This window comes from Pantoea sp. T14 (assembly GCF_036663535.1).
GTDB classification, from domain to species: Bacteria; Pseudomonadota; Gammaproteobacteria; order Enterobacterales; family Enterobacteriaceae; genus Pantoea; species Pantoea phytostimulans.
Genome location: NZ_JAWUEB010000026.1, coordinates 272,189 through 292,093, shown reverse-complemented (window position 1 = coordinate 292,093; position 19,905 = coordinate 272,189). Strand labels below are relative to the sequence as shown.

Genomic DNA, 19,905 nt, shown 5'->3' with positions numbered 1-19,905 from the left:
CTAGGCGTCTTTGATGCGCCCTCCTGGATCGAACTGCACTAAAAGTGTACGACCAGCCATCACTTTTTTGCACATCTGACTCGCAACTTCTGCACCATATCAGTGCGCGCCCCTAAGTTATTTGATGCTATCACTCATGCTTTGTGCTTATTAACCCGTAAGAGGTAATTAGAAACGCTTATTTTCCGGGCCGTTAGGATAACTCTGGCTTTTCTAAGGCACCTTATGTTGCAACCTGGCCTGCATATTGCAATTTCCTTCACTACAAAGTGGCTGGCTCGACCAGCTAACTATTCGGGGAAGGTGACGGAGGCATGATGAATTTAAGACGACTGAAGTACTTTGTTAAAATCGTCGATATCGGCAGTCTGACTCAGGCAGCAGAAGTGCTGCATATTGCACAGCCTGCGCTCAGCCAGCAGGTCGCTACGCTGGAGAATGAACTGGATCAACAATTGCTGATCCGTACTAAGCGCGGCGTAACGCCAACCGAAGCCGGTAAAATTCTCTATGCTCACGCACGCACTATTCTGCGTCAGTGTGAGCAGGCACAAACAGCCGTGATCAACGCCGGACAGGCGTTGAATGGCCAAGTCTCGATTGGTCTTGCACCCGGCACAGCGGCCTCTACGCTGACCATGCCATTGCTGCAAACGGTCCGCGAACAATTTCCAGATGTGCTGGTGTATCTGCACGAAAACAGCGGCAGTTCACTCAATGAAAAAGTGATGAACGGTCAGCTCGATATGGCAGTGTTGTACGATCGCGCGCCGACGGCCGGTATTAACAGCATCCCATTAATGAAAGAAGAGCTTTATCTGGTGGGTGCGACTGATTGTCCTGGCAGCACCGTGGATCTGGCGGATGTCGCGCAGATGAGCCTGTTTTTGCCACGTGATTACAGTGCAGTGCGCAAACGCGTTGACGAAGCGTTCTCACTGCGTCGTCTGAGCGCGCGCATTATTGGTGAGATTGAATCTATTTCCACACTGACTGCCGCCGTGGCCAGTGGCATGGGCGTTACCGTGTTGCCCGAATCCGCCGCGCGTTCGCTAGTGGGTTCAACCAATGCCTGGATGGCGCGCATCAACAGCCCATCGCTGAATCTGCCGCTGTCGCTAAACGTCTCCGCACGTTTGCCGCTGTCACCTTCAGCGCAAGCAGTAAAAAATATTCTATTGTCGTTATTGAATAAGCCGCTGACAGAAGAGCGCGAGCTGATGCTAGTGAGCTGATTTGTCGGTTTGCGGACCGACCAGCCGCTGGTGGTGAATGCCCAGTGTGGGTATGTCACGCTTGCAGCGGGCTAAGGTCAGTGCACGGAGTGCGGATTTTGCTTGCAGCGGATTTGCACTGAGAAGATTCCGCCCGCCAGGCGCTGGGCAGTTTCATCTGCTCCGGGCAGGCGGACGTGTTAAGGGGCTTACGCCAGCCCCTTAACAATCCCGGCGTCCGGCAGACTCCGCGCCACGCTTCGCGCGGTTCCCTCGTCACTCACCCGGCCTGACGGACCGGCTGGACTCGCCGTCCTGGCTCGACCCAGCCTCTTCGCGGCATCCCTGCCGCTCGCCCTGGCCTCCGCTCTTTCCTCAGCGCACCGTATGCCTCCGGCACCCACCGCCTGCCACTTTCTTTTCTTTCTTATATACATCCTCGTCTGAAACTTTGATGCCTCAAAGCTCAAAGCTCAAAGCTCAAAGCTCAGTTCATAAATTTAAAGCCCACAGACAGGGCTGTAGAAATTCAGTAACCGAAGACGCGAGAAGGCGGAATGGGTTTGTGAGATTCACAGCAGTGCTAAACATAAAAGAAACGGTGCCGCTGTTGCCGCGGGGTTTGCCAGAGGCCATTTCACTCGCCGAGAGAATGAGGGATTTCAGGACGAGCGGCAGGGATGCCGCGAAGAGGACGGGGTGAGCCAGGATGGCGAATCCGTCCGGTCCGTCAGAAATCGTGAAAAAACGAGGGAACCGCGAAGCGGCGAGGGGGCTGGCCGGAAGCGCGGGTCAAGGGTTGCCGCTCAGCAACCCTTGTCGGTCGCCCGCAGGGTGGAAATGAAACTGCCCGGTTGGCGGGCGAACGAAAAAGCCACCGCGCCCGGTTCGGCGCTTTGAACCCAGGCACCGGTTCGCGCCCCGAACTTCGTGAAGATGCCTCACTTCGTGAAGGTTCCGCCCGCCAGGCGCTGGGCAGTTTCATCTGCTCCGGGCAGGCGGACGTGTTAAGGGGCTTACGCCAGCCCCTTAACAATCCCGGCGTCCGGCAGACTCTGCGCCACGCTTCGCGCGGTTCCCTCGTCACTCACCCGGCCTGACGGACCGGCTGGACTCGCCGTCCTGGCTCGACCCAGCCTCTTCGCGGCATCCCTGCCGCTCGCCCTGGCCTCCGTTCTTTCCTCAGCGCGCCGTATGCCTCCGGCACCCCACCGCCTGCCACTTTCTTTTCTTTCTTATATACATCCTCGTCTGAAACTTTGATGCCTCAAAGCTCAAAACTCAAATCTCAAATCTCAAAACTCAGTTCATAAAGTTAAAGCCCACAGACAGGTCTGTAGAAACTCAGTAACCGAAGACGCGAGAAGGCGGAATGGGTTTATGAGATTCACAGCAGTGCTAAACATAAAAGAAACGGTGCCGCTGTTGCCGCGGGGTTTGCCAGAGGCCATTTCACTCGCCGAGAGAGTGAGGGATTTCAGGACGAGCGGCAGGGATGCCGCGAAGAGGACGGGGTGAGCCAGGATGGCGAATCCGTCCGGTCCGTCAGAAATCGTGAAAAAACGAGGGAACCGCGAAGCGGCGAGGGGGCTGGCCGGAAGCGCGGGTCAAGGGTTGCCGCTCAGCAACCCTTGTCGGTCGCCCGCAGGGTAAAATGAAACTGCCCGGTTGGCGGGCGAACGAAAAAGCCACCGCGCCAGGTTCGGCGCTTTGAACTCAAGCACCGGTTCGCGCCCCGAACCCAGGCACCGGTTCGTACCCCGAACCCCTCCACTTATTCCCTAAAGTCATATAAGAATCTTTTTTATTATTTGTTGTTATCAATAATAGTTCTTACCATCTGAAGAACAGGTTTCGTAAAGGGAGGTAAATATCGTGAATTTCCAGCAACTTAAAATCATTCGTGAAGCGGCCCGCTGTGAGTTTAACTTAACGGAAGTTGCGAATACGCTGTTTACTTCCCAGTCGGGAGTGAGTCGCCATATACGCGATCTGGAAGATGAGCTCGGTGTAGAGATTTTCATCCGTCGCGGTAAGCGTCTGTTGGGGATGACTGAGCCGGGCAAAGCGCTGCTCACCATTGCCGAACGCATTCTTGATGAGGCGGGCAAAGTGCGCCGTCTCGCCGATGTCTTTACCAACGAAACCAGCGGTATTCTCACCATCGCCACTACCCATACTCAGGCGCGTTACAGCCTGCCGCGTGTGATCAAGGCGTTCCGTCAGCTCTATCCCAACGTGCGCCTGGAGTTAAACCAAGGTTCGCCGCAGGAGATCGTCACCATGTTGTTGGCAGGCGAAGCGGATATCGGTATCGCCAGTGAACAGCTGGTGAATAATTCTAGCCTGGCCGCCTTTCCATGGTTCAGCTGGCATCACGCCTTGTTGGTGCCGAAAGATCACGAGCTGGTGCAGCAGCAGCCGGTTTCACTCAGCAAACTCAGCCAGTATCCACTGATCACCTATCGTCAGGGCATAACAGGCCGTTCGCGAGTTGACCGCGCATTCCAGGGCGCGGGCTTACGGCCTGATATCGTGCTGAGTGCGCAGGACTCCGACGTAGTAAAAACCTATGTAAAACTCGGTCTTGGCGTCGGTATTCTCGCTGATCAAGCCTGTGAGCTGGATGAGGGTGAAGATCTGGTACGTCTGGATGCAACGCATCTGTTTGAAGCCAGCACCGTGTGGCTCGGTCTGAAGCGCGGCCAGCTCCAGCGCAATTACGTTTGGCAGTTCCTGGAGTTATGTAATGCCAATCTGTCGCTGGAAGAGATCAAGCGTCAAGCGCTCTCTTACACCAGCGATGAAGAACCGGTACTCGATTTCCAAATTTAAGCAAAAGCGCCCGGCAAGGCTGGGCGCGTTCCACGGCATAAAATTTTTTTTCCGCAGTGAAAACTCCCTGAACTTCCTTTCTCATCCCGTAGAAAAACATCCTGCGCTGACGCGACGCGATAAAGTGAAATAAAACCATCACGAGGGGATGTTATGTCGCGGATACAACTTAAAGATGGCGATCTGCTGCGCCAGCAGGCGCTGTTTGGCGGACGCTGGCAAGACGCACATCAGGGCGAAACGCTGCCGGTCATTGATCCAGCCACCGGTGAAACCATTGCCACCATACCGGCGTTAGGCCGGGAAGAAACCGAACAAGCTATTGCCCATGCCGATGCAGTACGCATCAGCTGGGGAAAAACGCCCAATGCTGCTCGCGCAGCGCTGCTGGAAAAATGGCATCAGCTGATTATTGATAACGCTGATGACCTGGCAATCATCATGACCGCTGAGCAGGGCAAACCGCTGGCGGAAGCCAAAGGCGAAGTACTGTATGGTGCCAGCTTCGTGAAATGGTTTGCCGAAGAGGCGCGCCGCATTTATGGCGATACGATTCCTTCTCCCAGCGACGATCGCCGCATTCTGGTATTGAAACAGCCGGTTGGGGTGGCAGCCGCCATCACGCCGTGGAATTTCCCTATCGCCATGATCACCCGCAAAGTCGCTCCGGCTCTGGCGGCGGGCTGCCCAATCATTGTGAAACCTTCAGAGCTGACACCGCTTTCTGCGCTGGCCCTGGCGGTTCTGGCAGAGCGCGCAGGCTTTCCCTCCGGCGTGTTGCAAGTTGTCACCGGTTTGCCCACCGAGATTGGTGCGGCGTTAACCGAAAGTCGCACTGTACGCAAAATCTCCTTCACCGGCTCCACCCGCGTTGGTCAGTTATTGATGCAGCAAAGCGCCGACAGCATCAAACGCCTTAGCCTGGAATTAGGCGGTAATGCGCCATTGATTGTGTTTGATGACGCCGATATCGACATCGCCGTAGCCGGCGTCATGGTGAGTAAATTCCGCAATGCGGGGCAAACCTGCGTCTGTGCTAATCGCATCCTGGTGCAACGTGGCATCTATGAACGTTTTTCAGCGCGTCTGTTGGAAGCGGTAGCAACCTTAAAAGTGGGCGACGGTTTCACGCCAGGCAGCACCATCGGGCCGCTGATCAATGAGCGTGCGGTAGAAAAAGTTAACAGCCATATCGATGATGCCCTCAGTCAGGGCGCGACGTTGCTCACAGGCGGAATCAGCAAGGGCAACGGAACCTATGTTCAGCCGACGGTGTTAGGTGACGTCACGAACAAAATGCGTATAGCTCATGAAGAAACCTTCGGCCCAGTGGCACCGCTGTTTATTTTTGATGACGAAGAACAGGCGATTGCAATGGCGAACGATACGCCATATGGCCTTGGCGCCTATTTCTTCACGGAAAATATTCGTCGCGCCTGGCGTGTCGCCGAGTCACTGGAATTTGGTATGGTCGGATTCAATACCGGTGCTATTTCATTAGAGGTTGCGCCCTTTGGCGGGGTGAAATTATCAGGAATAGGCCGCGAAGGTTCACGCTACGGAATAGATGAGTATCTAGAACAGAAGACCTTCCATATCGGTAGCCTCTGATATCCCCGTCCTATCCCCGTCTGCAGGTGCGTTGGCTGCACGCGTTCGCCCCCCGTCATACTTCAGGCTGCAGGTGTGTTGGCTGCACGCGTTCGCCCCGGTCACATACTTATGTATGCTCCCGGGGACTTACGCGCTTGCCGCCTTCCTGCAACCTGAATTATTTAGGGGATACACAGCGTTAATTTTCTAATTAAAACTGCCGGTGCGTTGTTTGCATGCCTATCTTCGACCTCAGTTATGTAGAGTATGTAGCGTTATTCTTATACTTAAAGCTGCCGGTGCAATGGTTGCCTGCCTGTCTTCGAACTGAATTATTTAGGGGTTACACAGCGGTAATTTCCTAATTAAAACTGCCGGTGCGTTGGCTGCATGCCTATCTTCGACCTCAGTTATGTAGAGTATGTAGCGTTATTCTTATACTTAAAACTGCCGGTGCATGGGTTGCATGCCTGTCTTCGAACTGAATTATTTAGGGGATACACAGCGGTAATTTCCCAATTAAAACTGCCGGTGCGTTGGTTGCAAACCTTTCTTCGACCCGAACTATTTAGGGAATACGTGAAGGCATTCACATAATTTAAAAATTAGTATTAGCAAGTAACTAATTAAAAAGCGCCTGCAATTAATAATATGGGCGTTTTTATGTTGTGCGTTGCATCCAGTTTTACGCGTCCTCTCCCTTTTAGTGCAAGTTTCGTGCATGGCGCACCAAAGGGATGCAAATATTTTGTGAAGTAAATCATCTGTTTAAATGTTCGGCAATTCCGCAAATTTTGCTGCTGTAATACGGCAGAAAATTTTTTTGCGCTGTTTTAAACGCATTTTTATTTTTTTCGTGGCTGGCATACTTTCTGCATTAGCTTATTAACACTGAATATAAGTCGCGATGAAAAGCTAATTAATCAGCGAGTGATGGGTGTAACAAATAAGGATTCTTCCATGTTAAGTTTCGACCCTGAAAAAGTCTCTCTTCCTGTTGGTCATTATATTGATGGCCAACATACTCAGACACAAGGCGCGCCGTTTGCGGTCAAGCGGCCTTCCGATGGCAAAGTCTTTGCCACGATCAATGAAGCCCAGCCGGATGATGTTGATCGCGCAGTGAATAGTGCGCACCAGGCACTGAAAACCAGCGGCTGGTCGAGCTGTTCACCGCGTGAACGTGGTCGCGTATTACGTCGCTGGGCCGATCTCATCGAGCAAGACAGCTTATTAGCGCAACTTGAATCGCTGGGTTCAACCCGTCCAATCAGCGATGTGGTGCAGCACGAAATTCCGTTTACCGCAGAAGCCATTCGTTTCTACGCCGAATGTGCAGACAAATACAGCGGTGATCTGTTTCCTACCCGTGAAAGCAGCCTCGGCATGCTGATCCCTGAACCTTATGGCGTGATTGGTGCCATTACGCCATGGAATTTCCCATTGTCGATGGCGTCATGGAAATGCGGCCCGGCGCTGGCAGCAGGAAATGCTGTGGTGCTGAAGCCTTCAGAACTGACGCCGTTTTCAACTGTGCGCATGGCTGAGCTGGCAGTGCAAGCAGGATTACCCGCTGGCGTGCTGAACATTGTGCAGGGCAGCGGTGCGGTGACTGGCAGTGCCTTGGTAAAACATCCGCTGGTGCGCAAAGTTTCGTTCACCGGTTCAACGTTAACCGGCGCCCGCATCATGAGTGATGCCGCGCAGTTTGGCATGAAGCCGGTCACGCTGGAGTTGGGCGGTAAAAGCCCGCAGCTGGTGTTTGATGATGCGGGCGATATTGATCAACTGGCGCAACGTATTCTTCGGGGCTTCACCGCTAACGGCGGACAAGCCTGCGTCGCGGGCACCCGCTTGATTGTACAGCGAGGCATTGCCGATCCGCTGGTTGAACGTTTAGCCGCGCTGTGCCGCGAAGTTCAGCCTGGCGTAACCTGGAACGATCAAAGCCGCTATGCGCCACTGATCGACGAACGCCAGGGCAACAAAGTCTGTTCGGTTATCGAGGCAGCAAAAGCGCAGGGCGCAGAAGTGTTGGTGGGCGGTGAACGTTTTGCTAACACCGACGGCGGCTGGTTTTGGCAGCCCACCTTGCTTAGCGGCGTGGCGCAGGATAATCCCGCCGTGCAGCAGGAAATTTTTGGCCCGGTGTTGACGGTGCAAACCTTTGACGACGAAGAGCAAGGTTTAGCACTGGCGGCGCATGAGATTTATGGTCTGTGCGCCGGGGTTCACACCATGAGTTTACCGCGCGCCCTGCGTGCCATGCGCGCCATTGAAGCGGGCACCGTGTGGATCAATCGCTACGGCCGCTCCGGCGACTTCATTATTCCAACCGGCGGGTTTATCGGTTCAGGCATCGGCAAAGATTTAGGCCGTCAGGCGTTTCAGGCCTGCCAACGCCAGAAAAGCGTACTCATCGATTTTTAAACTAAACATCTGACAATGACGAGGTTGTTTCATGGCACTGTTTAAACCTAAATACATCACTTTTGACTGTTACGGCACGCTGATCTTCTTTGATATGGCCGGTGCCGCAGAACGCTGTTTCTCTGAGCGCGTAGCGCCAGAAGCGATGAGCGCATTTACCACCGATTTCGCCCGCTATCGCATGGATGAAGTGTTAGGCGCGTGGAAGCCTTATTACGACGTAGTGAGCAACGCTCTGCAGCGCACCTGCAAAAAATGGGGCGTGCGCTGGGATAAAGCTGACAGCGACTTCATCTATACCGATTGCGCCACCTGGGGCCCGCATCCAGACGTGCCCGCCGGGTTGGCTAAAGTGGCAAAAGAGTTCCCGCTGGTGCTGCTGACCAACTCCATGAATGACCTGATCCCGCATCATGTTCCGCGTCTCGGTGCGCCAATTCACATGACCATCACCGCGGAAGAAGTGGGCGCTTACAAGCCGCAGATGAAAGGCTTCGAATACATGCTGGAGAAGCTCGATTGCCGCCCAGACGAAATTTTGCATGTCTCTTCCAGCCTGCGATATGACCTGATGACCGCGCACGATCTCGGCATTACCAACAAAGTCTGGGTGAACCGAGGGCACGATCCCGCCAATCCGGCTTATGGCTACACCGAAATCAAAGATATTGGCGGCCTGCCTGGCGTCGTCGGACTCTAAGGACCACGTAATGAAACTCGAATCGTTCTGGCAAGCCACCGCCCCCGCTTTTACCGGCGCGGCCAAAGAATCACTGCCTTCACAGGCTGATGTCGTGGTAATCGGCGGCGGGTTTACCGGCATCTCGGCGGCGCTCAATCTGGCCCGCAGCGGCGTCAGCGTGGTGGTGCTGGAAAGCGGCGAGGTAATGAGCCAAGCCTCGGGGCGTAACGGTGGGCACTGTAACACGGGCGTAGCGCAGAATTTCGCTTCGCTGGTGGCGAGCCAGGGCGTAGAACAGGCCAGCCGCTTCTATCGTGCTTACGACGAAGCGGTGAGCTATGTCGAGCAGCTCACGCATGAAGAACAGATCGATTGCGATTTTCGCTTGTGCGGCAAAATCAAACTGGCGAGTAAAGCGTCCCATTTCGCCGGTCTACGCGAAGCCTGGGAATTGATGCGCCGCACCGTTGATCCAGAGATTGAACTGCTCGGCAAAGAGGAGATTCATCGCGAAGTGGGCAGCAACGATTTCCACGGCGGATTGTTGCAAAAGCGCGGCGGACAGATGCACATGGGCAAGTTTGGTGTGGGGCTGGCGAATGCGGCTGCACGCCACGGCGCAAAAATTTATCCGCATCATGCAGTGACCGGGCTGGAGCGCCTCGACGGCTATCGCCATCGCGTGCAAACCGCTCAGGGTGAAATCGTTGCCGACAAAGTGTTGATGGCAACCGGCTGCTCAACGGAAGGGCCATTTCCCTGGTTCCAGCGCCGCATCGTGCCGGTGGGCAGTTTTATCGTGGTAACGGAAGTGTTAGGCGACGAACTGCTGCGTCAGGTCTTGCCGCAGGATCGCACGTATGTCACCTCAATGAACCTCGGTAACTATTTCCGCACCACCGCCGACCGTCGCTTGGTGTTTGGTGGCCGGGCACGCTTTGCTGTCAGTAACCCTACCTCCGATTCACGCAGTGGAGAGATCCTGCGTAATGCGTTCTCCACGCTGTTTCCGCCGTTGAGCAAGGCGCGCGTGGCGTATTGCTGGGGCGGCATGGTGGACATGACCGCCGATCGCCTGCCACGCGCCGGTGAACAAGATGGCCTGTTTTATTCACTCGGTTACAGCGGTCACGGCACGCAAATGTCAGTGTGGATGGGGCGCGTAATGGCCGACTTGCTGGCTGAAAAAACCAATCAGAATCCCTGGCAACGCGAGACGTGGCCTGCCTTGCCTGGTTATCACGGCAAGCCATGGTTTTTACCGCTCGCCGGGCTGTATTACAAGGCCAAGGACCGGCTCTCCTGATTTCCCGTCCTGTTTCAGGCTGCAGGGGCGTTGGCTGCATGTGCTCATCCGAATCACTTACTCCAGTAAGCGTATTGGGATATGCCTGATTGCCGGCTTCCTGTAACCAGGAACCGTGAGGGAATCGATTATTGAACGCTTATTGAATGCTTATTGAGGGTCTACAGATGGGTAAATTTGATAAAGATTCTGGCGCAGTAAATCCGGCACTGACGCGGATGATCACGGAAGGATCACTGTCCCGCCGCAGTTTAATGAAGTTGTTGTCGGCAGGCGCCGCAATGAGCAGTGGTCTGATGGGTTTTCCACAAGTGGGCTTTGCTGCTGAGAACCCTGTGAAGGGCGGCAAGTTGCGCGCGGCGATGTCAAACGCCTCCGCCACCGACACGCTGGACCCAGCAAAAAGCAACAACAGCGGCGACTACACGCGTCAATATATGTTCTATAACGGCCTGACTGAGCTGGATAAAAACCTTGCCGCCAAACCGGCGCTGGCAGAATCGATTGAATCAACGGATGGCATTACCTGGCAGATCAAACTGCGCAAAGGCGTCACCTTCCACGACGGCAAGCCGCTCACCGCCAAAGATGTTATTTATTCGTTGAGCCGCCACAAAGATCCCGCCGTCGCATCAAATGCTTTTAAGCTGGCCGATCAGTTCAAAACCTTCACGGCAGTCAATGATAATGAAGTGCAACTGGTGTTAAGCAGCGCCAACTTCGACGTGCCCTACATGCTGGCTACGCCGCCGTTCCTGATCGTTCAGGATGGCACCAAAGATTTTACCAAAGGCATCGGTACTGGCCCGTATGTCTGTAAAGAGTTCTCGCCGGGCACCCGTTCGGTGGGAACGCGCAACCCCAATTATTTCAAACCCGGCTTGCCGCATCTGGATGAAGTTGAACTGCTGGGCGTGACCGATCAGGCCGCACGCGTCAACGGCATGATGTCGGGCGATTTGCACATCGTTTCAACGTTAAGTGCCGCCGATTGTAAACGCATCAAAGCCACCAGCGATTTTGGCGTGCTGGAGAGTAAATCTGGCATGTACACCAACCTGATTGTGCGCACGGATGTGAAGCCAGGCAGCAACGAAGATTTCGTGTTGGCGATGAAGTATCTGCAACCCCGCGAAATGCTGGTGAAAACCGTGCTGCAAGGTTATGGCGATGTCAGTAACGATACGCCGGTTCCGCCTTGGCATCCGCTCTACAACGCCGATCTCAAACCGCGTCCACTTGACCCAGAAAAAGCCAAATTCCATATCCAGAAAGCGGGCATGACCGGCGCGACGGTTGAGATTATCACCACGCCAAATATCGAAGGCTCGAACGAAGGCGGTCAGCTGATTCAGCAGGTATCGCGTAACACCGGCATCAATTTCAAAGTGCGCCGCGTGCCTTACGACGGTTACTGGTCAACCCATTGGACCAAAGATCCGGTGGGCTACGGCTCCATCAACCCACGGCCCACGCTGGATATGCTGTTTTCGCAGTTCTACATGTCGAGTGCGCCCAACAATGAATCGGGCTGGAAGAATGATCAGTTCGATCAGCTGGTGGTGACTGCACGCGGCGAGCGCGATCAGGCCAAACGCAAACAGATGTATGGCGATATGCAGAAGCTGATTTATGACCACTGCGGCACCATCATCCCAACGTTTATCAGCTCCACTGATGGTTACAGCAAGAAAGTGAAGGGTGTAGAAGCCTGGCCGTCGGGCATGATGATGGGCTATCGCTTCCACGAATTCGCCTGGCTCTCCGCTTAACCTGTTAACCGCTACCGTGAAAAGGAGTACGCCGATGAACCGATACATGATGTTCCTGATTGCCCGGCGTGTTGGCGCGGGCATCCTGACCTTACTGATCGTCTCGGCGGTGGTGTTTTTTATCACCAGTATGCTGCCGGGTGATGCGGCGCAGATGATCCTTGGGCAAAACGCTACCTCGGAAACGGTGGCGGCGTTGCGTCAGCAGTTGGGCTTGGATCAGCCGCTGCTGATGCGTTATTTCAGCTGGCTGGGTGGCATGATGCAGGGCGATTTTGGCACCTCATTTGCCAGCCATCTGCCGGTTTCACAATTAGTGGCGCAGCGCATTCCCGCCACCTTTGAACTGGCGGGGATCACCACGCTGATCTGCGTGCCGCTGGCGTTGATTATCGGCATTGTGGCGGCAATGAATCGGGGTTCAAGGCTGGACCGTGCTCTGGTGATTGGCACCATGGCAACGGTTGCGGTGCCCGAGTTTTTAGTCGCGACCGTGGCGGTGCTGATCTTTGCGGTGAAACTGCATTGGGTCTCTGCGATGTCGTTTGGCAGCCCGGATATGGATTTAATCAGTTATCTGAAATCCTACGCGCTGCCGGTGCTCACACTGTGCTGCGTGCTGGTGGCGCAGATGGCCCGCATGACGCGAGCCGCCATTATCAACCAGCTCGACAGCCCCTATCTGGAAATGGCGCTGTTGAAAGGCGTCTCGCCGCTGCGTGCAGTGCTGCGTCATGCGCTGCCCAATGCAGTTGGCCCAATTGCCAACGCCATATCGCTGAGTCTCTCCTACCTGTTTGGTGGCGTCATTATCATCGAGACCATTTTTAGCTATCCCGGTCTCGCCAGCCAACTGGTGGATGCGGTCAGCAACCGCGATCTGCCGGTGGTGCAACTCTGCGTGATGTTGTTCGCCGCCTCGTATCTGGTGCTGCTGCTGGCGGCAGACATTCTCACCATCGCCTTTAATCCGAAATGGAGAAGCTAATGAATACGCTGCTGCTTCCCTGGCGTTTCTTTCAGTCGTTGTCGATTTCAGGCCGACTGGGTTTGTTGATGTCCCTGTTTTGGTTGCTGATGGCGGTATTCGGTAATCAACTGGCACCGCACAACATTGATGATATCGGTGGCGGCCCGTTAATGGGCGGTGTAACCGTTGATAACGTGTTGGGCACCGATTATTTGGGCCGTGACATGTTGAGCCGCATTTTGTATGGCGCAAAATTCTCCATCGGCCTGGCGCTGAGCGCCGCATTGCTGGCGAGCGTGATCGGCACGTTGCTGGCGCTGCTGGCCGCGATGGCGGGACGCTGGCTGGAAGAGGTGCTGGGTCGCGTCAACGATGCCCTGCTGGTGCTGCCGGGCAAAGTACTGTCGCTGATGATCGTCGCCGTGTTTGGTTCCTCGCTGCCGATGCTGATCCTTACAGCAGTATTCACGTACTGGCCGGGTGCATTCCGCATCGCGTTTGCCATGGCCAGCAGCTTGCGCAGCATGGATTACGTACGTGCTTCACGGCTGCGTGGCGAAAGCCGCTGGTATGTCGCGATCCACGACATTCTGCCCAATATGCTGCATCCGATGTTGACCGACTTTGGTTTGCGCTTTGTCTACATCGTATTGCTGCTGAGTGGTTTGAGCTTCCTCGGCCTTGGTGTGCAACCACCGTACGCCGACTGGGGCACCCTGGTACGCGAAAATATTCAGGGCCTGTTTGATGGTTCTCCTGCGGTGTTAATGCCTGCGTTAGCGATTGCCAGCCTGACCATTGGTGCCAATCTGTTCATCGACAGCTTACAAGCGATGCGTCCCATGACATTAGCGAAGGAGGGAGCATGAACGTGATGCCACATACGGCAATGCCGGTGATTTCAGTCGATAAACTGCGCGTGACGGCGCAGACCGACAGGGGTGAAGAGATCGATCTGGTTTCAGATATTCGCTTCACGGTGCAAAAGGGCGAAGTGCTGGCGCTGATTGGCGAGTCTGGCTCGGGTAAAACCACCATCGCAATGGCGTTAATGGGCTACGCTCGCAGCGGTTGCCGTATCGCCGAGGGCAACATTCACGTGGCCGGGACCGATGTGAACAGCCTGACGCCCGCGCAGCTGCGCGCGTTTCGCGGCAACAAAGTCTCTTACATTGCGCAAAGTGCGGCGGCCTCGTTCAATCCCGGCATGAAGATTCTTGATCAGGTGATTGAGCCCGTAGTAATTCACGGCACCATGACGCGCAAAGACGCGAAAGCCAAAGCGATTGGGCTGTTTCGCGAGCTGGCGTTGCCGAACCCTGAAACCATCGGCGATCGTTTTCCGCATCAGGTTTCTGGCGGACAGCTGCAACGTTTAATGACGGCAATGGCGCTGATTGGCGATCCTGACGTGGTGATCCTTGATGAACCCACCACCGCATTAGACGTCACTACCCAAGTTGAAGTTCTGAAAGCGTTTCGCCGCGTAGTAGCACAGCGTGGCGTGACGGCAATTTATGTCAGCCACGATTTGGCGGTGGTCGCGCAAATGGCGGATCGCATTCTGGTGCTGCTGCGTGGACAAATTGCCGAATATGGCAGCACCGCACAGCTGATTGGCGCACCGCAGGCGGAATACACCCGCCTGTTGATGGATGCTGCTCAGCAGAAAGAGCGCCCAAGCAACTGGTGTCCGGTAGAAGCCGATATCCAGCCACTGATGGAAGTGCGCGATCTGTCGGCGGGTTACGGCCCGCGGGGTAGCGATGGTTATCCGAAAACCCGCATTCTTGAAGAGATCAATCTCAAGCTATGGAAAGGCCAGGCGATTGGCATCATCGGCGAATCGGGCTCCGGGAAAACTACGCTGGCCCACGCGATTGCCGGGCTAAACGCGCCGAGTCACGGCCACATTCTGTTTAACGGGCACTATATTTCGGGCGATATGCATAAGCGTCCCGATAACGAGCTGCGCCGCATTCAGTATGTGTTCCAGATGGCGGATACCGCGTTGAACCCGTCGCACAGTGTTGAACGTATTCTTTCGCGCCCGCTGACGCTGTTTCATGGCTTGAGCGGTGCGGCGCGCCAACAGCGTTTATATCAGCTGCTGGATCTGGTGAAGCTGCCACGTAGTGTGTTGTGGCGTCGCCCTTGGGCGCTGTCGGGCGGTCAAAAGCAACGCGTTAACCTGGCGCGTGCGCTGGCTGCAGAACCCGATTTGATTCTGTGTGATGAAGTGACCTCAGCGCTGGATACCGTGGTCGCTGCCGCCGTGCTGGATTTGATCAGCGAGCTGCGCCGTGAGCTGGGCTTGTCGGTACTGTTTATCAGCCACGATATGCACGCAGTACGCGCGGTGTGTGATGAGATTGTGGTGATGAAAAGTGGCCGCATCGTGACGCAGCTGTCGCGTAATGATTATGACAAGCCAACCAGCGAGCTCTATTTCGAGCGCCTGAAACGCGCCGTGCCGGAGTTAAGGCAAGGTTGGTTGGATGAGCACGAAGAGATTTTGAAGGCGGAATAACGGAAGGGTGCTTTCACTGGCGGGTGCGCGCTGCCTTTAGAGGGTGCTGGCTTTCCCCCACCTCGGTCCTCCCCCATTAATGGGGGAGGAAGACGCTGCTTTATGCCCGTTCAACACCCGCATATGGCAGCGTCGCCTTCCCCCGCTCGCGGGGGAAGGCCGGGATGGGGGGCAGCCAGCACAAACTAAAGCAGCCAGCACAATTTATTCAGGGTGACTACACCCATCCAATAAGCAAAAAAGAGGTAGCAACGCTATGCCTGCACCGATTCGATATGTACAGGACAGTGCAAATTTCCCAGACGCCGCAGATGTGGTCGTCATCGGCGCCGGTATTGCCGGTTCAGCTGCCACGTGGGAACTGGCGAAACAGGGTTTGAAAGTGGTGTTAATCGAAAAAGGTTTGGTTGGGGCGGAGCAATCCAGCCGTAACTGGGGCTGGTGTCGCCAACAAAACCGCGACGAACGCGAATTACCGCTGATCATCCATTCGCTTCAGCGCTGGGGCGAGCTTAACCAGGAAACGGGTGAAGAGCTGGGTTTCCGCCGCAGCGGGCTGGTTTACGCCACGCGCATCGAAACAGACATCGCCGCATGGGAAAAGTGGGGCCAGATGGCCAAAAACTACGGCGTGCGCAGTGACATGCTCAGCGCTGAACAGGCCAAAGCGATGACGCCCGGCAGCACCACTGCCTGGCTTGGCGGCGTTTCGTCACCCACCGACGGACACGCCGAACCGCGGCTGGCCGCGCCGGGATTGGTCATCGGTGCGCAGCGTCTCGGCGCAATGGTGTTTCAGCAATGCGCGGTGCGCGGGCTGGACATCTCTGCCGGGCGTGTCAGCGGCGTCTGGACCGAACGCGGCTTGATCAAAACCAATCGGGTCATCTGCGCAGCGGGTGCCTGGACTTCCATGTTCTGCCGTCGTCACGGCATCGACCTGCCGCTGGGCAATGTGATCGGCACCGCGTTCCGCACCCAACCGATTGAGCAAGCCATCGGCATGCCGCTTTACACGCCAGGTTTCGCCTGTCGTCCACAGCTGGATGGCAGCTACACGGTTTCGGTATCGGGACGCGGGCGTTTAGAGCCGGGTGCACAAGGGCTGCGCTATGCGCGTCAGTTCTATCCCACCTTCAAAAGTCGCCGCAAGAATCTCAAACTTAACCTCGGCTTTAAGCCGTTCTTTGACGGCCCGGAAGCGATGGGCCGCTGGGAATTTGATGCGCAATCACCGTTTGAGCGGATGCGCATTCTTGATCCTGCCGCCGACGCGAACATTGTGCAGGAAGGGTTGGACGCAATGCGCAAAGAGTATCCGGCGCTGGCCAACCTCAAGCTGGCGCAGTCGTGGGGCGGCATGATCGACAGCACGCCAGACGCGATTCCGGTGATTTCAACCGTGGCAAAACTGCCGGGACTGGTGTTATCGGCAGGCTACAGCGCCCACGGATTTGGCATTGGGCCGGGCGCGGGTCGTCTTGCCGCCGATCTTGCCACCGAGTCCACGCCGATTGTTGATCCCACACCCTATCGTTACAGCCGTCTGGTTGATGGCAGCGGCTTAGAAACCCCGGGCATGATGTAAGGAGACAGCAATGAATATGACCGTACGCAATATGACAGCGGGCGATGTCGACACCTGTTTTACCCTGACGCAAGCGTTGAAATGGCCGCATCGCCGCGAAGACTGGCAGCTGGCGCAGCAGTTGGGTGAAGGCGTGGTGATTGAAGAACACGGCAAACTGATCGGCAGCGCGATTCTCTGGCGCTGGGGCGACAAAGCCGCCACCATCGGATTAGTGATTGTAGATAACCAGCAGCAAGGACGCGGTTTAGGCAAGCAGCTGATGCTGGCGCTGCTGGAAAAAGTGCCGGGCTATAACGTCAGGCTGCACGCCACCGAAATGGGTAAAGGGCTGTATGAGAAGCTCGGGTTTGTCACCTGCGGCAGCATCCGTCAGCATCAAACGCGGGCGCTGGCTGCGGTACCAAACGTTGTCATTCCTACCGGATTGCAGCTGCGTAGCGCGGTCGAAGCCGATCATGCCACGCTGGTAGCGTTAGATCAGCAGGCGCACGGCATGCTGCGCCCTGCGTTATACCAGCACCTGATTGCTGATAATCAGACCATCGTGCTGGAAAATGCCCAACAGCAGATTCAGGGCTTCGCCAGCCTGCGCCGTTTCGGTCATGGCTGGGCGATTGGCCCAGTGATCGCGAAAGAATTACCGGTTGCTCAGGCGTTAATTACTGCGCTGATGCAGGGCCTGGGCGGTGAATTCATTCGCATTGATACCGATGGCGCGCTGCCGCTGGCGGAGTGGCTGACTACGCTCGGACTGGAACAGGTGGATGCGCCCACCATCATGGTGCGGGGAACGCCCTGGACGCCACAAGGCATGCAGGCGTTTGGGTTAATGACCCAGGCGATGGCCTGATGCATATCGTTTATAAATCGGAACCTGAACGCGGTCTGCTTTGGCAGGCCTGGCTAGCGCAGCACGCGCCAGATATTCAGCTGCATCTGTGGCCCGACATCGGCGAGGCGGATCAGGTTGAAATCCTGGTGGCGTGGCAGCCGCCGGCTAATATTCTTGCCACCTTTCCCAAGCTGAAAGTGCTGTTTTCGGTGGGTGCGGGCGCGGATCAGTTTGATCTCTCTGCACTGCCGCCCGATCTTCCGGTTGTGCGGATGATTGAGCCGGGCCTGACGCAAGGCATGGTTGAATACATCGCCTTTTCGGTGATTGGCCTGCATCGCGACATGCCGCGCTATTTCCAGCAGCAGCGCAATCAGCAATGGCGGGCGCATAACGCCATTCCTGCGTCACAACGCCGAGTTGGCATCATGGGATTAGGCGAACTCGGCCAGGCTGCCTTGAAACAGCTGGTTTCCATGGGATTTGATTGTGCCGGCTGGAGCCGCACACCACGCGAAATTGAGGGGGTGCGCTGCTGGCATGGCGACGATCAGCTGGCGGATTTCCTTGCCCACAGCGACATCCTGGTTTGCCTGTTGCCGCTGACCTCCACCACCCGAGGCTTGCTCAATGCTGAGCTGTTCCGCCAGTTACCTTACGGCGCGGGATTGGTGCAGGCCGGACGCGGGCCCCAGCTTAATGAAAACGATCTGCTGGCGGCGCTGGCAAGCGGTCAACTGCGCGCCGCAGTGATAGACGTTACCGATCCCGAGCCGCTGCCTGCGGAACATCCTTTCTGGTCACATCCTGCGATTTGGTTAACGCCACATATCGCCAGCCAAACGCAAACCGACAGCGCCATTGCGGCACTGTTGCAAAATTTGCGCCGTTATCAGCGTGGTGAACCGATGATCGGTTTAATTGATCGCTCGCGAGGCTACTGAAATGAATCTTGAGATCGCTATTGAACCCTTAGTTGCGCTGCGCCGCGATCTGCACGCGCATCCTGAGCTGGGCTATCAGGAGCAACGCACCAGCGATATCGTGGCGAACTTCCTTCAGGCATTGGGCATTGAGGTCTATCGCGGACTCGGCAAAACCGGCGTGGTGGGCGTGCTGAGAAAAGGGCAAAGCAGCCGCATGATTGGCCTGCGCGCCGACATGGACGCTTTGCCGATGCAGGATAACGGCGATGCGCCGTGGAAAAGCACCCATGCTGGTGTTTGTCACGCCTGCGGTCACGATGGTCATACGGTGATGTTATTAGGGGCCGCCGAGCAGCTGGCGCGGCACAGTGATTTTGACGGCAGCGTCTGCTTTATCTTCCAGCCTGCCGAAGAAGGGCAGGCGGGAGCCAAAGCGATGATTGACGATGGCCTGTTCACGCGCTTTCCATGCGAAGCGGTGTATGCGATTCACAACTGGCCAGAACTGCCGCTGGGTGAAATCCACACCCGGCCCGGCGCCATCATGGCGGCGGCAGATCGTTTCGACATCACGGTAAAAGGGGGCGGCGGTCATGCTGCACAGCCGCATCTCACCCGCGACACCTTGCTGGCGACCAGCGAACTGGTGGTGCAATTGAATACCCTGGTGGCGCGTGCGCTGGATCCTTGCGAACCGGCACTGTTGACGGTGACGCGGATGCAGGGCGGATTCTCGCACAACATGATCCCGGCGGAAGCCAGCATCACGGGCACCGTTCGCACCTTTAGCCCGGCGGCGCAGGATGTTATCGAAACGCGGCTGCGCCAGATGGCAGAACACGTCACGGCAGCGCATGGGCTCAATGTCGAGGTCAACTATCTGCGTTATTACCCGGCCACGGTCAACAGCGAAACTGAAGCGAATTTTGCCTTGAACGCCGTGAAACAGGCGGGTTTTACTGCCGAAACCGCTCGACAACCCGCGCTGACCTCAGAAGATTTCGCGTTTATGTTGCAGGCCAAACCCGGCGCTTATCTCTGGCTGGGCAGCGCGCCGAGTAAGCCGCTGCACCATTCTGCTTACGACTTTAATGACGCATTGATCCCTTACGGCATCAATGCGTTTGTCGCGCTGGTTCGTCAGGCGCTGAGTGAGAAATTTCCCTGCTGATTGACGCAGGATTTTGACAGGAAATGCCGCTGCTCAGGTTATTACAGCAGCGT

The 19,905-nt window shown here is 56.0% G+C and carries 14 protein-coding genes; all 14 read left to right on the top strand.

What is annotated here, in order from left to right; genetic code table 11:
* Positions 1-317 precede the first annotated feature (317 nt).
* The 14 genes from nac to SC127_RS16430 all read left to right on the top strand — a co-directional run bounded on the left by nac (position 318) and on the right by SC127_RS16430 (position 19,852).
* Entirely contained in the window at positions 318-1,235 is a 918-nt protein-coding gene (gene nac / locus SC127_RS16495; RefSeq protein WP_215848252.1) for a nitrogen assimilation transcriptional regulator NAC, read from the top strand.
* Positions 1,236-3,089: 1,854 nt separating this feature from the next.
* The gene (gene cbl, locus SC127_RS16490) at positions 3,090-4,049 is read left to right on the top strand and encodes an HTH-type transcriptional regulator Cbl (protein ID WP_243077631.1); all 960 of its coding nucleotides are present in this window, start codon (positions 3,090-3,092) and stop codon (positions 4,047-4,049) included.
* Between the two features lie 153 nt (positions 4,050-4,202).
* Positions 4,203-5,660, top strand: a complete 1,458-nt coding sequence (locus SC127_RS16485) for an NAD-dependent succinate-semialdehyde dehydrogenase (protein WP_332627149.1) — start codon at positions 4,203-4,205, stop codon at positions 5,658-5,660.
* Between the two features lie 942 nt (positions 5,661-6,602).
* The gene (locus SC127_RS16480; protein WP_332627148.1) at positions 6,603-8,072 is read left to right on the top strand and encodes an aldehyde dehydrogenase family protein; all 1,470 of its coding nucleotides are present in this window, start codon (positions 6,603-6,605) and stop codon (positions 8,070-8,072) included.
* A gap of 31 nt (positions 8,073-8,103) precedes the next feature.
* A complete protein-coding gene (locus SC127_RS16475; protein WP_332627147.1) occupies positions 8,104-8,772 on the top strand; it encodes a haloacid dehalogenase type II in 669 nt (222 codons plus the stop codon).
* A 10-nt stretch (positions 8,773-8,782) separates the two neighbouring features.
* Entirely contained in the window at positions 8,783-10,060 is a 1,278-nt protein-coding gene (locus SC127_RS16470; RefSeq protein WP_332627146.1) for an NAD(P)/FAD-dependent oxidoreductase, read from the top strand.
* A gap of 167 nt (positions 10,061-10,227) precedes the next feature.
* Positions 10,228-11,832 carry an ABC transporter substrate-binding protein gene (locus tag SC127_RS16465; RefSeq protein WP_243077636.1) on the top strand — a complete coding sequence of 535 codons (1,605 nt, stop codon included), beginning with the start codon at positions 10,228-10,230 and terminating at the stop codon, positions 11,830-11,832.
* Positions 11,833-11,866: 34 nt separating this feature from the next.
* The gene (locus tag SC127_RS16460) at positions 11,867-12,820 is read left to right on the top strand and encodes an ABC transporter permease (protein ID WP_243077637.1); all 954 of its coding nucleotides are present in this window, start codon (positions 11,867-11,869) and stop codon (positions 12,818-12,820) included.
* Positions 12,820-13,671: an ABC transporter permease gene (locus tag SC127_RS16455; protein WP_332627145.1), complete on the top strand. Its 852-nt coding sequence runs from the start codon at positions 12,820-12,822 to the stop codon at positions 13,669-13,671. The genes SC127_RS16460 and SC127_RS16455 overlap by 1 nt, the downstream gene beginning before the upstream one ends.
* Positions 13,668-15,332 carry an ABC transporter ATP-binding protein gene (locus SC127_RS16450; RefSeq protein WP_215846456.1) on the top strand — a complete coding sequence of 555 codons (1,665 nt, stop codon included), beginning with the start codon at positions 13,668-13,670 and terminating at the stop codon, positions 15,330-15,332. Before SC127_RS16455 ends, SC127_RS16450 begins: the two co-directional genes overlap by 4 nt.
* 256 nt (positions 15,333-15,588) lie before the next feature.
* Positions 15,589-16,920: an NAD(P)/FAD-dependent oxidoreductase gene (locus SC127_RS16445; RefSeq protein ID WP_243077639.1), complete on the top strand. Its 1,332-nt coding sequence runs from the start codon at positions 15,589-15,591 to the stop codon at positions 16,918-16,920.
* A 10-nt stretch (positions 16,921-16,930) separates the two neighbouring features.
* Positions 16,931-17,773: a GNAT family N-acetyltransferase gene (locus tag SC127_RS16440; RefSeq protein ID WP_332627144.1), complete on the top strand. Its 843-nt coding sequence runs from the start codon at positions 16,931-16,933 to the stop codon at positions 17,771-17,773.
* Positions 17,773-18,699, top strand: coding sequence for a 2-hydroxyacid dehydrogenase (locus tag SC127_RS16435; RefSeq protein WP_332627143.1), 927 nt, complete (start codon positions 17,773-17,775; stop codon positions 18,697-18,699). The genes SC127_RS16440 and SC127_RS16435 overlap by 1 nt, the downstream gene beginning before the upstream one ends.
* 19 nt (positions 18,700-18,718) lie before the next feature.
* Complete coding sequence (locus tag SC127_RS16430) at positions 18,719-19,852, top strand: M20 aminoacylase family protein (protein ID WP_332627332.1); 1,134 nt, start codon at positions 18,719-18,721, stop codon at positions 19,850-19,852.
* The last annotated feature ends 53 nt before the right edge of the window (positions 19,853-19,905 follow it).